We start from the raw sequence: 13,127 nt of genomic DNA, 5'->3' as shown, positions 1-13,127 counted from the left end.
TGTTCAGAAAAAAGCAAGCGCAACTTTTTGGCGAAGAGGCGCAAAAAAGCAGGCAGTCCGCCTTTTTTCGCTGAAGGAAAACCGCCTGCCGCCGTTTATAGAAAAAGCAACTTGAGCCCGAACGCCAGCAAAATGCTGCCGCCGAGCGCTTCGCTGTACGAGCCGAGCCATTGCTGAAAATGACGGCCGACAAAGAGCCCAAGCCATGTCAGCACCGTGCTGAACAGGCCAAACAGCAAAATCGTCACCATCGTCCGCGCTCCGAAAATGCCGAGGCTCAGCCCGACGGAAAAGCTGTCGAGGCTGACGCTGAACGCAAAAAAAAGCAGCCCGGCGCCGTGCGGAAATAGTTGCGACCCGTCCTCCCGCTGGAACGAAGCCATAATCATCTGCGCGCCCAGCCATAGCAACAGCACCCCGCCCGCATATGTCGCGATGCTTCCAAACTCGCGCGACAACAAACGGCCGACCAACATGCCGATTAGCGGCATTACAATATGAAATAACCCGATCGTCACCCCGATATAAAAAATTTGCCGGAGCCGAAGGCGCAGCAGCCCCATCCCTAGGGCGACCGAAAAAGCATCCATCCCTAACGCCAGCGCCATCAGCGACAGGGCGATGATCTCGCCGATTAACGCGCCCATTTCTCTTCCCTCCCGGACTGGCCTTACTGCTAGCATATGCGCGTCCGGAGCTCTTTAGAAGCGGCGCGTGGCCCAGCCGCTTCCTGCCAACCCAAAGGCGAATGGCGGCGTTGTCCCGCCCTGCACGCCCACGGAACGGCCGCAGCCCGGCAAAGCAGCGATGGACAAAAAAACGACGATTTCCAAAGGCCGTTGCCACCGCCCTTGAAAACCGTCTCCATTTTGTTGCGAGCCGCGCGGATGAAAGATAGACCGCCCCCAAACCGTCTCCGTTTTGTTGCCGGTTCAGCCCGACGGCGCCGCTTTTTCTCGCCTGCCGGCCGCGTCATCCATCATCTAGCCGCTGATCACGCGCCCCCCGGCCGCTTTGCGCAGCCGGTTCATAATCGCCGCGCCGAGGCCTTCTTCCGGAAACGCCTCGCTGTAAATGAGATCGACGTTCGTTTCATCAAATCGGCGCAGCGTGTCGTACAGCCGGCTCGCGACCGTCTCAAGCGCCTGGCGCGTTCCGCACGGCAGCACGACATCGGCCGCATACTGATCCCGGTTCTCCTCGGTCGTCAACACGCCGACCGTTTTCCCTTCCGCCCGGCTTTCGTCCACGAGCTGCTGCAAAAACGCCGGTGGGCCGGCGACAATCCAAAGCGGCGCTTTCGGGGCATAATGCGTATATTTCATGCCGGGCGCTTTCGGCGCTGCCTGTTCGTCCCCGCCGCCGGCCGCCTCGGCGACATGACCAATCACTTCGCTTAACATTTCTTTTGTCACCCCGCCCGGACGCAAAATCACCGGCACGTCCCCGCTGCAGTCGAGCACGGTCGATTCCACGCCAATGCCCGTCGGACCGCCGTCAATCACCCCAGCGATTCGCCCGTTTAAGTCCGCGAGCACGTGCGCGGCTGTCGTCGGGCTCGGCCTGCCGGAGCGGTTCGCGCTTGGAGCGGCAAGCGCCAGACCGCTCGCCTCGATCAACGCCAGAGCCAGCGGGTGATCCGGCATGCGCACCGCCACCGTCGGCAGCCCGGCCGTCACTCGCTCGGACACGGCCCCCGCTCGTTTCGGCAAAACGAGGGTGAGCGGCCCCGGCCAAAACCGCTCCATTAACGTCTCAGCCACTGGCGGAAGCGGCGTGGCGACCACCTCCGCTTGCGCACGGCTGGCGACGTGGACGATGAGCGGGTTGTCGCTTGGCCGCCCTTTGGCTTCAAAAATTTTCTCCACTGCCGCCGTATTGGCGGCATCCGCTCCTAAACCGTACACCGTTTCGGTCGGAAACGCGACTACTTCCCCCGCCCGCAGCCATTCGGCCGCCTCTCGTATTTGTGGATAAACTTGCTGTTTATCAACAATATTATCCACAATCCAAACACGTGTTTTCACTCGTTTCACCTTCTCCATCGCCGTGATTCATCTTGAAAATGGCGGATTTTTTTACAAGCGTCAGATCGCCGCCCGATTTCTTTCCACAGTTATACACAAATTGTGAATAAACTTGTTATTTTTGTGGATAACTTTGTGGATAGATGCTTATGGAATGAGATGGCTGAGCCATTCTTTGAAGAAAAATTTGACTTCCACCGGCTGTTCCGGCTCGGCCATGACGACGAAGGACGATTCTTGATCATCCGTGTCCCCTTTGTCCTTCTCGCCATCCGCATGGATGGACGGAACGGCGCGATCTTCGGTTTCCGCCATCGCATCCCTCTCCTCTTTCGGTTCGTCCTGCTCGATGGCCTGCTCGCCGCTTCGCATCGCCTCAGCTTCCGCTTCGACGGCCTCGCTGTTTTGCGTCGCCCCGGCTTCCATTGACCGGACGCTCTCAGCCGACACCGGTTCATTCGTTCCGGCAGGCGATCGGTTCGCCGCCATCATGACCGCATCGCCGTTGGAAAAATCGAGAAAACAAAGCGGTGGAAACAAGACGCACCACCAGTTTGCCCCTTTTCCTTCCCCGAGCGTAATGAGAAGGGCATCATACGTGCCGGCTGGATACACATAATTGCCGTACACTTTCGTCGGAAACTGAACTGAGCCAAACTGCACATGGTACGACTGGCTGCTTTGCTCTTGGCGAAGCACGCGGGCGACTGTTTGCTCGATCTCCGGCAAGTGCGAGCGGATGACGCGCTTCGCTTCGTCCACCGACGTAAGCTCCGCCACCCAGCCGTTGATTTGCGCATTGACCGCATCGCGCACTTTTCGCTTTAGCTGTTGGTCTTTGTCGGCGTCACTGTTCGCCAAGATGCGCAGGCGAATCGCCTCATCGGGAATGGCGACAACGGCGTTTGCCCCGGCGTTCGTCTGCTGGCCGTACAAGTGAACGAGCACACCTGTGATTAATAGAGTGATATATAAACAAATCGCGATCGAATGTCCCTTGATCACCATGATCGGCACCGTCCTTTCATCTTCCATTGTGGACGGCGCCGCTTCATTTTAAACCTATCAATCTAATTTTTTTCTTGTCATATATACCATCCGCTCTTTGCCGTTCAAATCAACGGCGACCTCAATCTCAGCATCTGGAAACGCTGCAGCCAAGAGCGCCGCCACCGCTTTTCCCTGCCCGGCGCCGATTTCAAATGCCGCGAGCGAAGGGACACCGAGCACAAGCGGGAGCTCGCGGGCAAAGCGGCGGTAAAAGTCAAGCCCATCGCGGCCGCCAAACAGCGCCGTATGCGGCTCATGCTCTTTTACGACAGGCGAAAGGACCGCCGCATCCATCTCCGGGATGTACGGCGGGTTGGACACGACAACATCAACCGTCTGTCCGCCTTGTATAAACGGCTGCAGCAAATCGCCGCATCGAAATGCGACGCGCGCGCCAAGCCGTTCGGCGTTTTCCTTGGCGACAGCGAGCGCTTCTTTGGAAATGTCGGTGGCGGTCACGGACAGCCGCTCGTTTTCAAGCGCCAGCGTGATGGCGATCGCCCCGCTGCCGGTGCCGACATCAACGACATCGATCCGTCGGCGGCCGGCAAACAGGCGGGGAAGGCGCTCGAGCACCCCGAGCACAAGCTCTTCCGTTTCCGGACGTGGGATCAACACGTGGCGGTTGACGAGAAACGGCCGGCCATAAAACCATTCATAGCCAATCAAATATTGAATCGGCACATGCTCCATCGCATGGCGACGCACATCGGCCGCAAACCGTTCGTACAACGCTTCCTCAACCGGCTCCCGCCAACGGGCGAACAGCCCGGCCCGATCGACGGCCAAATGATGGCACAGCAGCCACTCCGCCGCCCGTTCTTCTTTTCCATGGGCGCGCAAAAAAGAAGAAGCCCAGGCGAGGACTTCGTGGACGTTACGACGCATCGTTCGCTTGCTCCAATTTTTTCGCCTGATCGTCCAAAATGAGCGCCTCGATAATTTCGTCGAGGTGGCCATCGAGCACTTGATCGAGCTTTTGGATCGTCAATCCGATGCGGTGATCCGTGACGCGGTTTTGCGGGAAGTTGTACGTCCGGATGCGCTCGGAACGGTCGCCGGTGCCGACTGCCTGCTTGCGCGTTTGGTCATATTCGGCGCGCGCTTCTTGCTGGTACTTGTCATAAATGCGGGCGCGCAATACTTTCATCGCTTTTTCTTTGTTTTTGATTTGCGATTTTTCGTCTTGGCACGTGACAACAATGCCGGTCGGAATATGGGTGAGGCGCACGGCCGACATTGTCGTGTTGACGCTTTGCCCACCCGGTCCGCTTGAGGCGAACGTGTCGACGCGAATGTCTTTTTCATTGATTTCGACTTCGATTTCTTCCATCTCCGGCAGGCAGGCGACCGTCGCCGTCGACGTATGGATGCGCCCGCCTGACTCCGTTTCCGGGACGCGCTGGACGCGATGCGCGCCGTTTTCAAACTTGAGCTTCGAATATGCGCCTTTTCCGTTGACCATAAAAATGATTTCTTTATAGCCGCCGAGGCCGGTCGGGCTCGCTTCGATCACTTCCGTCTTCCACCCTTGCGATTCCGCATAACGCGTATACATCCGGTACAAGTCGCCGGCAAACAGCGCTGCCTCTTCACCGCCGGCGGCCGCGCGGATTTCCATAATGACGTTTTTCTCATCGTTCGGGTCTTTCGGCAAAAGCAGCACTTTCAGCTTTTCAACAAGCGCCTCTTCCCGTTCTTCCAGCTCGTCAATTTCCTCTTTCACCATCTCCCGCAGCTCCGGATCGAGCTTTTCCTCAAGCATCGCCTTCGCTTCCGCGAGTTGGTCGCGAACCGATTTGTATTCACGGTACGTTTGCACCGTTTCCGCCAAATCAGCCTGCTCTTTCGAATAATCACGCAGTTTTTTCGGATCGTTGATGACTTCCGGATCCATTAAAAGTTCATTCAGCTTCTCATACCGTTGTTCGACAGCTTCCAACCGGTCAAACACATCACTCACCTCTGTTTTTCCACACAGTCTAATTTCAAATTATATCATGAAAAAAGGCCAAACAAAAACCCCCGCTGTTCGCAAGCGGGAGCTTTTAGTTCAAGCGCACAACAATTTCGTACGTCGGAATCGCTTTTGTCAACAATTTGTCGATGCGGCTCGCCTCGCGCCGCCGCTCTGCAGCAGACAACTCATCCGGCACATCGACGGTGACATACATATTGCCGCCGTGAAACCAAACGGAAACGGGGCGATAGTCGGTGTGCCGCTCGATCAGCTGCATTGCTTTGCGCGTATCGGCGCGCTGATTTTCGCTTCCTTCGGTCAAACTGATGAAGTTCGGATTTTGCCGCGTTTTTTCCGGATCGTCAAAGTTGTTGTACAAGTCGCGGTCGGCATCGATTTTCGGCCGTCCGTCCGTCATCAGCCGCGTGCCGTTTTTGTCTTCGCTTTGCTGACGGTAGGACGGGTGATCCGGGTTGAGCGAGCAGGCAGAAAGAAGCAAAACAACCCCTAACAGCCAGATGCGTTTCATCATTTCGCCTCCCTGCTGTTAGGATGTCCGCAACAGGCAAGAATATGTACGCCTTCATTCGCCTGCCCGTTCGGAAAGCGGGCGGCCGTACCATTTGTTCGGTTTGCCCGGCACTTCATGGTGATGGCGGCAGCGCGGTTCGTACGCTTCGCTGGCGCCGACCAAAATGACCGGATCATCATAAGAGGCAGGCGCCCCGTTAATGAGCCGCTGCGTCCGGCTGGCCGGGGAGCCGCACACCGTGCATACCGCTTGCAGCTTCGTCACCGACTCGGCGATCGCCATCAGCGCCGGCACCGGCCCAAACGGTTCGCCGCGGAAATCTTGATCCAACCCGGCGGCGATGACGCGATAGCCGCGGTCGGCGAGCGTTTGGACGACGTCGATAATGTCATCAGAAAAAAATTGCACTTCATCGATGGCGACGACATCGGTGGCGGCGGAAATGTAACGAAACATTTCCGCCGGCGTCGCGACCGGAATGGCGATCACCGAATTGCCGTTATGCGACACGACGGCATCTTCGCGGTAACGGTTGTCGATCGTTGGTTTGAACACCTTCACTTCCTGTTTGGCAAACTGAGCGCGGCGGATGCGGCGGATCAGCTCTTCCGATTTGCCGGAAAACATGCTGCCGCAAATGACTTCGAGCCAGCCGGACTGCGTCATCACGTACATCGGGCCCTCTCCTTTCGCTCCACACTGTCATCGAAACGATGAGCGCCCCTGCCAGGCCAGGCCAAAACGGCCGGGGCGCCCTGGCGACAGGGGCCGTCCATCTGGTTTCACGAAAAAGCAGGCAAGCGGTGCGCTTGCCTGCTTTCGTCCGTCCTTGATTACTTAAGGCCGTATTTTTTATTGAATTTATCGACGCGGCCCGCTGCCGAAACGAATTTTTGTTTGCCCGTGAAGAACGGATGGCATTCCGAGCAAATCTCAACGCGCAGTTCGTCTTTGACCGAACCGCTTTCGAACTCGTTTCCGCATGCGCAGCGGACGATTACTTTTTTGTACGCTGGATGGATCCCTTGTTTCATCGTTTTCATCTCCTTCCGCCCTGTATCTCATCGAAACAGAGTTATTCGTTCGTGCGGGCTCAGCCAAGCCAAGACTTCTCCCGGTTTGGCCGGGCGCCGCGCATGGAACGACCGGGGCTTCGCGGAAGCGGCCCGGCCGGTGCAGACGGTTCATCGTATGAACACATCGATGTTGGTCCAAACACACATGTTAAGATTATAACAGCTTTTCCGCTCATTTGCAACGGGCGATTCCCGACAAATTCCGCCAGCTTGTTATAGGCGAAGCGGGCCGCCGTTTCTCCATTCTTGCTCAAGCAGCGCGAAAAACTCTTCGTTTGATTTTGTGCGGCGCAGTTTGTTCAAAAACCGCTCGATAAAATCCGGCGAGTCGGCCATCGTTTTGCGAATCGCCCACAGTTTTTCTAAATGTTCTTTCGGGATGAGCAGCTCCTCTTTGCGCGTCCCGGAGCGGCGAATGTCGATGGCCGGGAAAATGCGGCGCTCGGCGAGCGAGCGGTCGAGATGGAGCTCCATGTTGCCCGTCCCCTTGAACTCTTCGTAAATGACGTCATCCATGCGTGACCCGGTGTCGATGAGGGCGGTCGCCAAAATCGTCAAGCTGCCGCCTTCTTCAATGTTGCGCGCCGCGCCGAAAAAGCGCTTCGGCCGATGAAACGCCGCCGGATCGATCCCGCCCGAGAGCGTGCGCCCGCTCGGCGGAATGACCAGGTTGTACGCGCGGGCGAGGCGCGTGATGCTGTCCATCAAAATGACGACATCGCGCTTATGTTCAACAAGCCGCATCGCCCGCTCCAAGACGAGTTCAGACACCCGGATATGGTTTTCCGGCACCTCGTCAAACGTCGAGCTGACGACTTCTCCTTGCACCGACCGCTCAATGTCGGTCACTTCTTCCGGCCGCTCGTCAATGAGCAAGACGATCAACTCGACATCTGGATGGTTCGTCGTAATGCTGTTGGCGATTTCTTTCAGCAGCATCGTTTTCCCGGCTTTCGGCGGCGCGACGATCAATCCGCGCTGGCCGAAGCCGACCGGCGCGATCAAGTCGATGATGCGGGTCGACAGCTTGTCCGGGGTCGTTTCGAGCTTCATTTGCCGGTTCGGATAAAGCGGTGTCAACGCCGGAAAGTGGACGCGTTCCTTGGCGATTTCGGGGTCTTCGCCGTTGACCGCTTCGACATGAAGCAAGCCGAAGTAGCGTTCGTTCTCTTTCGGCGGCCGCACCTTGCCGGATACTTTGTCCCCATTGCGCAGATCAAAACGGCGGATTTGGGAAGCGGAAATGTAAATGTCTTCCGAGCTCGGGGAATAGCCGACCGGACGCAAAAAACCGAATCCTTCCGACGGAATGATTTCGAGAACGCCTTCCATGAACGAGAGGCCGTCTTGTTCGGCACGCGCTTTCAAAATGGCAAAAATAAGCTCTTTTTTCGTCAACTTGCTGTAATAAGAAATTTTGTATTGCTTGGCGAGCTCATACAGCTCTTTGAGCTTCATGTTTTCTAAAGCCGCTAACGTTAATTCCATTTTGACACCACACTTTGCAAAGTTTCCTATTCTCCCATCGTGTTTGTTCGGGCATCGTTCGACAGGCGAAGGGATCTCATTTCGTATAAGAAGATAGTGAAGGCTGAAATGAAGTAGAATGGCAGAGCTTATTTTTGCATAAGCAACACGACTATTTTACCCTTTTTTCCGCTTTTTAATCAATCTTTTTTTCGTTCCGGGCAAAGCGGCGCCTCTCGATGCCGGCGCCGCCAAGACGGATGGAAAGGAAAGCCGCGGGATGGCGTCGTTTGATTCCAATGAGCGGTGTAGGCGCTCCGGCCCGTCGGCGGAACGTCTCACTTAATGACCAAATTCGGTTTTTTCTTCAAGCTGTGCCGCCCTTCGATAAAGCGGACGGTGCCGGATTTGGCGCGCATGACGACCGAGTGGGTGAGGCCGTACGCCCCCTTGAGCTGAACGCCGCGCAACAGTTCGCCGTCCGTGACGCCGGTGGCGGCAAAAATGGCGTCGTCCCCTTTCACCAGGTCGTCCATGCGCAGCACTTTGTTGACGTCAATGCCCATTTTCTTGCAGCGCTCGAGCTCGGCCTCGTTTTGCGGCAGCAGTTTTCCTTGCAGCTCGCCGCCGAGGCATTTTAACGCAACCGCCGCGAGCACTCCTTCCGGCGCACCGCCGGAGCCGAACAAAATGTCGACGCCGGTATGGTCGAACGCCGTGTTAATGGCGGCGGCGACGTCACCGTCATGAATCAGCTTAATGCGCGCACCGGCTTCGCGCAGTTCTTGGATGAGCCGCTCATGGCGCGGACGGTTGAGGACGATGGCGACGACGTCTTCAATATCCTTATTTTTCGCCTTCGCCACCGCTTTTAAATTGTCGATGATCGGCGCCTCAATATCAATCATGCCGACCGCTTCCGGGCCGACCGCGATTTTCTCCATGTACATATCGGGCGCATGAAGCAAATGGCCGTGGTCGGCGACCGCGACGACCGCCAAGGCGTTCCAGCCCCCGGACGCGACGATGTTCGTACCTTCGAGCGGGTCAACGGCGACGTCAACGCGCGGGCCGTAGCCGTTGCCGAGCTTCTCCCCGATATACAGCATCGGCGCTTCGTCCATCTCCCCTTCGCCGATGACGACCGTCCCTTTCATCGGCACGGTGTCAAACACATCGCGCATCGCTGAAGTAGCGGCCTCATCAGCTTCATTTTTTTTCCCGCGACCCATCCAGCGGGCGGCGGCGAGCGCCGCCGCCTCGGTCACGCGCACGAGTTCCATCGATAAGCTTCGTTCCATCGCTGTTCTCCCCTTCCCCTTTGCTGTTGGACTATCAAACATTTTTCACTTGCTCGATTTCTTCATCCGTCATTTTTTCGCGCCAAATGGCGGCGCCGAGTGCGGACAGCTTCTCGACTAAGCCGCTGTAGCCGCGGTCGATATGCTCGACGCCGGTAATTTCCGTCACCCCATCAGCCATCAGTCCGGCAATCACAAGCGCGGCCCCGGCGCGCAAATCGCTCGCCTTCACTTTCGCCCCTTGCAATTGGACCGGGCCGGTGACAATGGCCGAGCGGCCTTCCACTTTTACGTTGGCGTTCATGCGCCGCAGCTCATCGACGTGTTTGAAGCGGGCGCTGTAAATGGTATCCGTGACGATGCTTGTGCCGTTCGCTTTTGTCAATAAGGCGGTAAACGGCTGCTGCAAATCGGTTGGGAAACCGGGGTAGACGAGCGTCTTGACGTCAACCGCTTTCAAAACATCAGAGCCGCAGACGAGAATTTGGTCTTCTCCCGTCTCGACGCGCACGCCCATTTCGCGCAGTTTGGCCGTCAGCGATTCGACGTGCTGCGGGATGACGTTGTCGACGACGACTTCATTGCCCATCGCTGCAGCGGCAATCATGTACGTGCCGGCTTCAATCCGGTCCGGAATGATGGCGTGGCGGCAGCCCGATAATTTTTCGACGCCGTCGATGCGGATGACATCGGTGCCTGCGCCTTTAATTTTCGCGCCCATGTTGGAGAGCAGCGTCGCCACATCAATGATTTCCGGCTCTTTTGCCGCGTTTTCGATAATCGTCCGCCCTTTGGCGCGCACCGCCGCCAGCATGATGTTGATCGTCGCGCCGACGCTGACGACGTCCAAAAAAATGCGGGCTCCGCGAAGCTCCTCAGCGCGCAAATAGATGGCGCCCTGCTCGTTCGTGACGGTGGCGCCGAGCGCTTCAAACCCTTTAATGTGCTGATCGATCGGGCGCGGTCCGAGGTGGCAGCCGCCCGGCAGGCCGACGACCGCTTTTTTGAAGCGTCCGAGCATCGCGCCCATCAAATAGTATGAAGCGCGCAGCTTTTTCACCTTTCCGTTCGGAAGCGGCATGGAAACCATGTTCGTCGGGTCGATGACCGCCTCCTTGCCGTCAAATGAAAACGAACCACCGATTTCTTCGATCAAGCTTCCTAAAATGCGCACATCGGAAATGTCCGGCAATCCTTCGATCGTCACCGGCGACTCGGCCAAAATCGCTGCCGGAATCAAGGCGACCGCGCTGTTTTTCGCACCGCTCACTTTGATTGTTCCCTGCAGCCGATCCCCGCCGATGATTTTGATTTTATCCATCGTCGTCTCCCTTCTTTGCTCGGAAGTGGCTTCACCTTTCGGATGAGAAGACAAGGCCGGGCGGGCTCAGCACCCCACCCCGGGCCGGGCGGGGTGAGCCCGCTTGCCTTTAGAGGCAAACGCCTTATTTTCATTGTTGCCGATTCCAGTCGGCAAGAAACTTCTCAATTCCTTGATCGGTCAGCGGATGGTTGAACAATTGCATAAGCACCTTGTACGGAACCGTGGCAATATGCGCCCCGCGCAACGCCGCTTCTGTCACATGGTGCGGATGGCGGATCGAAGCGGCGATGATTTCCGTTTCAATGCCATGAATGTTGAAAATCTCAGCGATGGTGGAAATGAGCTCTAAACCGTTATGGCCGATGTCATCGAGGCGGCCGAGGAACGGAGAGACGTACGTCGCGCCGGCGCGTGCGGCCAAGAGCGCCTGGTTGGCGGTGAACACAAGCGTCACATTCGTTTGAATCCCTTTTTCGCTGAACGCCTTGACTGCTTTTAAGCCTTCCGGCGTCATCGGCACTTTGATCGTAATGTTCGGGGCGATTTTCGCCAGCTCTTCGCCTTCCGCGATCATGCCAGCGGCGTCGGTCGAAATGACTTCAGCGCTCACCGAACCAGAAACGATCGATGTAATTTCGCGCAACCGATCATGGAACGATACGTTCTCCTTCGCCACGAGGCTTGGGTTGGTCGTGACGCCGGCCAAAATGCCGAGTTCATGGGCGTGTTTAATTTCTTCCAAATTGGCGGTATCAATGAAAAATTTCACTACGTATCCCTCCTTGTCATTATTTGGACGCAGGCAGGCAAGCCCGGGTGACGACCGAAAGCTGCCTGCCAGGCCGATCTTGCCGTTTGCTCGTTATTGCGCCGCTTTTCCGGACGAGCCGAATTCGCGCATTTTGCCGATGACCGTCGCTTTGATCGCGTCGCGGCCCGGACCGATAATTTTGCGCGGATCGTAGACGTTCGGGTCTTTGGCAAGCAGTTCACGGACCACTTTGGTAAAGGCGATTTGGTTTTCCGTATTGACGTTGATTTTCGATGTGCCAAGGGAAATGGCGCGCTGAATTTGTTCAGTTGGAATGCCGGTGCCGCCGTGCAAAACGAGCGGAATGCCGGTCAAATCGCGGATTTTCTCCATTTCGGCAAACCCGAGCTTCGGCTCCCCTTTGTACGGGCCGTGCACAGAACCGAGCGCCGGGGCGAGACAGTCGACGCCTGTCCGTTTGACAAGTTCTTCACATTCTTTCGGATCGGCGTAAATGACGCCTTCGCCGATGACGTCATCTTCCTGCCCGCCGACAATGCCGAGCTCGGCTTCAACCGAGACGCCGCGCGCATGGGCGTACTCTACGACTTGTGAGGTAATGCGGACGTTTTCCTCAAACGGATGATGGGAGGCGTCAATCATGACCGAGGTGAACCCAGCATCGATCGCCGCTTTGCATTTTTCAAAGCTCGAACCATGGTCAAGATGGATGGCGACCGGAACGGTGATGTTCATGTCTTCCATTAAGCCTTTTACCATGTTGACGACCGTTTTAAACCCGCCCATGTAACGGGCCGCCCCTTCGGAGACGCCGAGAATGACCGGCGATTTTTCTTCTTCGGCGGCCGCTAAAATCGCTTGCGTCCATTCCAAGTTGTTAATGTTAAATTGACCGACCGCATATTTGCCGCGCAGCGCCTCGTTGAGCATCTCTTTCATCGATACTAACGGCATGGTTACATCCTCCTTAGTTGATCGTCGTCTTTGTCGCCATGGCGAAACATAGGCCGACAGGCGCAAAATGCATCTACGTTAATAAGCATACCAACTTGCCGGCAAAACGGCAACATTTCCACCCTTTATTCTCCTAAAGACGACAGCGTCATCAATGTCCATCGATGCGCTTTCTTTGCCAAAGGAAAGCCGCTCGTCGATGGCGCTGTCTAGGCGGTAATGTATTTTTTGACGGCAACGCGCAAATCGTCAATATCAAACGGCTTGGCAAAATGCATCAGCGCCCCGAGCTCTTTCGTTTCTTGAATCATATCGAGCTCCCCGTAGGCGGTCATGATGATCACCTTAATATCCGGATCAATCTCTTTCAACCGTTTTAAAATTTCAATGCCGTCCATGCCAGGAATTTTCATATCAAGAAGCACAAGATCGGGGTGATGTTTGCGGGCGATTTCGAGCGCCTGCATGCCGTTGGCGGCCTGATACGTTACATACCCCTCCCGCTGAAACACTTCGTTGAGCAAAATGCGGATGCCATACTGGTCGTCGACAATCAAAATTTTGTTTCCCACAGTTATGCACCTCTATTCCCTGTTTTCTCCCTATTAATGTTTCGCATTTGGCAAACCCTTTTCCTGCTTGCTTTTCTTGTTGTTTGCCGATT

Annotated in this window: 14 protein-coding genes; all 14 read right to left on the bottom strand. The window is 56.3% G+C overall.

Going from position 1 to position 13,127, the window contains the following annotated elements:
• Window positions 1-95: 95 nt before the first annotated feature.
• On the bottom strand, window positions 96-647 hold the full coding sequence (locus ETC02_RS01560; RefSeq protein ID WP_047819134.1) for a manganese efflux pump MntP: 552 nt from the start codon (window positions 645-647) through the stop codon (window positions 96-98).
• Between the two features lie 336 nt (window positions 648-983).
• Window positions 984-2,045 (bottom strand): L-threonylcarbamoyladenylate synthase, encoded by a 1,062-nt coding sequence (locus ETC02_RS01555; RefSeq protein ID WP_171697979.1) that lies wholly within the window; start codon window positions 2,043-2,045, stop codon window positions 984-986.
• A gap of 129 nt (window positions 2,046-2,174) precedes the next feature.
• The gene (spoIIR, locus tag ETC02_RS01550) at window positions 2,175-3,062 is read right to left on the bottom strand and encodes a stage II sporulation protein R (protein ID WP_171697978.1); all 888 of its coding nucleotides are present in this window, start codon (window positions 3,060-3,062) and stop codon (window positions 2,175-2,177) included.
• Window positions 3,063-3,092: 30 nt separating this feature from the next.
• Window positions 3,093-3,965 (bottom strand): peptide chain release factor N(5)-glutamine methyltransferase, encoded by an 873-nt coding sequence (gene prmC / locus ETC02_RS01545; RefSeq protein ID WP_033017325.1) that lies wholly within the window; start codon window positions 3,963-3,965, stop codon window positions 3,093-3,095.
• Window positions 3,955-5,031: a peptide chain release factor 1 gene (prfA, locus tag ETC02_RS01540; RefSeq protein ID WP_033008402.1), complete on the bottom strand. Its 1,077-nt coding sequence runs from the start codon at window positions 5,029-5,031 to the stop codon at window positions 3,955-3,957. Before prfA ends, prmC begins: the two co-directional genes overlap by 11 nt.
• 94 nt (window positions 5,032-5,125) lie before the next feature.
• Complete coding sequence (locus ETC02_RS01535; RefSeq protein ID WP_033008404.1) at window positions 5,126-5,566, bottom strand: hypothetical protein; 441 nt, start codon at window positions 5,564-5,566, stop codon at window positions 5,126-5,128.
• 54 nt (window positions 5,567-5,620) lie between these two features.
• A complete protein-coding gene (locus ETC02_RS01530; protein WP_033008406.1) occupies window positions 5,621-6,244 on the bottom strand; it encodes a thymidine kinase in 624 nt (207 codons plus the stop codon).
• Between the two features lie 158 nt (window positions 6,245-6,402).
• Window positions 6,403-6,603 (bottom strand): 50S ribosomal protein L31, encoded by a 201-nt coding sequence (gene rpmE / locus ETC02_RS01525; RefSeq protein WP_008880715.1) that lies wholly within the window; start codon window positions 6,601-6,603, stop codon window positions 6,403-6,405.
• Window positions 6,604-6,858: 255 nt separating this feature from the next.
• Window positions 6,859-8,133: a transcription termination factor Rho gene (gene rho / locus ETC02_RS01520; protein WP_033008408.1), complete on the bottom strand. Its 1,275-nt coding sequence runs from the start codon at window positions 8,131-8,133 to the stop codon at window positions 6,859-6,861.
• A 317-nt stretch (window positions 8,134-8,450) separates the two neighbouring features.
• Window positions 8,451-9,413, bottom strand: a complete 963-nt coding sequence (gene glpX / locus ETC02_RS01515; protein ID WP_044745377.1) for a class II fructose-bisphosphatase — start codon at window positions 9,411-9,413, stop codon at window positions 8,451-8,453.
• Window positions 9,414-9,447: 34 nt separating this feature from the next.
• Window positions 9,448-10,734: a UDP-N-acetylglucosamine 1-carboxyvinyltransferase gene (locus ETC02_RS01510; RefSeq protein ID WP_033008412.1), complete on the bottom strand. Its 1,287-nt coding sequence runs from the start codon at window positions 10,732-10,734 to the stop codon at window positions 9,448-9,450.
• 130 nt (window positions 10,735-10,864) lie between these two features.
• Entirely contained in the window at window positions 10,865-11,506 is a 642-nt protein-coding gene (fsa, locus tag ETC02_RS01505; protein WP_171697977.1) for a fructose-6-phosphate aldolase, read from the bottom strand.
• 93 nt (window positions 11,507-11,599) lie between these two features.
• Window positions 11,600-12,463: a class II fructose-bisphosphate aldolase gene (locus ETC02_RS01500; RefSeq protein WP_171697976.1), complete on the bottom strand. Its 864-nt coding sequence runs from the start codon at window positions 12,461-12,463 to the stop codon at window positions 11,600-11,602.
• 209 nt (window positions 12,464-12,672) lie between these two features.
• A complete protein-coding gene (locus ETC02_RS01495) occupies window positions 12,673-13,035 on the bottom strand; it encodes a response regulator (RefSeq protein WP_013146624.1) in 363 nt (120 codons plus the stop codon).
• Window positions 13,036-13,127 lie beyond the last annotated feature (92 nt).

The organism is Geobacillus sp. DSP4a, from assembly GCF_013096875.1.
In the GTDB taxonomy this organism is placed as follows: domain Bacteria; phylum Bacillota; class Bacilli; order Bacillales; family Anoxybacillaceae; genus Geobacillus; species Geobacillus thermophilus.
The sequence above is the reverse complement of the archived record's forward strand: the minus strand, read 5'-3'. Positions and strand labels throughout refer to the sequence as shown.

Excerpts from the sequence above, each read along its gene's own strand:
- glpX (WP_044745377.1), bottom strand. The coding sequence starts at position 9,413 with ATGGAACGAAGCTTATCGATGGAACTCGTGCGCGTGACCGAGGCGGCG.
- spoIIR (WP_171697978.1), bottom strand. The coding sequence starts at position 3,062 with ATGGAAGATGAAAGGACGGTGCCGATCATGGTGATCAAGGGACATTCG.
- ETC02_RS01555 (WP_171697979.1), bottom strand. The coding sequence starts at position 2,045 with ATGGAGAAGGTGAAACGAGTGAAAACACGTGTTTGGATTGTGGATAAT.
- prmC (WP_033017325.1), bottom strand. The coding sequence starts at position 3,965 with ATGCGTCGTAACGTCCACGAAGTCCTCGCCTGGGCTTCTTCTTTTTTG.
- ETC02_RS01560 (WP_047819134.1), bottom strand. The coding sequence starts at position 647 with ATGGGCGCGTTAATCGGCGAGATCATCGCCCTGTCGCTGATGGCGCTG.
- ETC02_RS01500 (WP_171697976.1), bottom strand. The coding sequence starts at position 12,463 with ATGCCGTTAGTATCGATGAAAGAGATGCTCAACGAGGCGCTGCGCGGC.
- ETC02_RS01535 (WP_033008404.1), bottom strand. The coding sequence starts at position 5,566 with ATGAAACGCATCTGGCTGTTAGGGGTTGTTTTGCTTCTTTCTGCCTGC.
- rho (WP_033008408.1), bottom strand. The coding sequence starts at position 8,133 with ATGGAATTAACGTTAGCGGCTTTAGAAAACATGAAGCTCAAAGAGCTG.
- ETC02_RS01510 (WP_033008412.1), bottom strand. The coding sequence starts at position 10,734 with ATGGATAAAATCAAAATCATCGGCGGGGATCGGCTGCAGGGAACAATC.
- rpmE (WP_008880715.1), bottom strand. The coding sequence starts at position 6,603 with ATGAAACAAGGGATCCATCCAGCGTACAAAAAAGTAATCGTCCGCTGC.
- ETC02_RS01530 (WP_033008406.1), bottom strand. The coding sequence starts at position 6,244 with ATGTACGTGATGACGCAGTCCGGCTGGCTCGAAGTCATTTGCGGCAGC.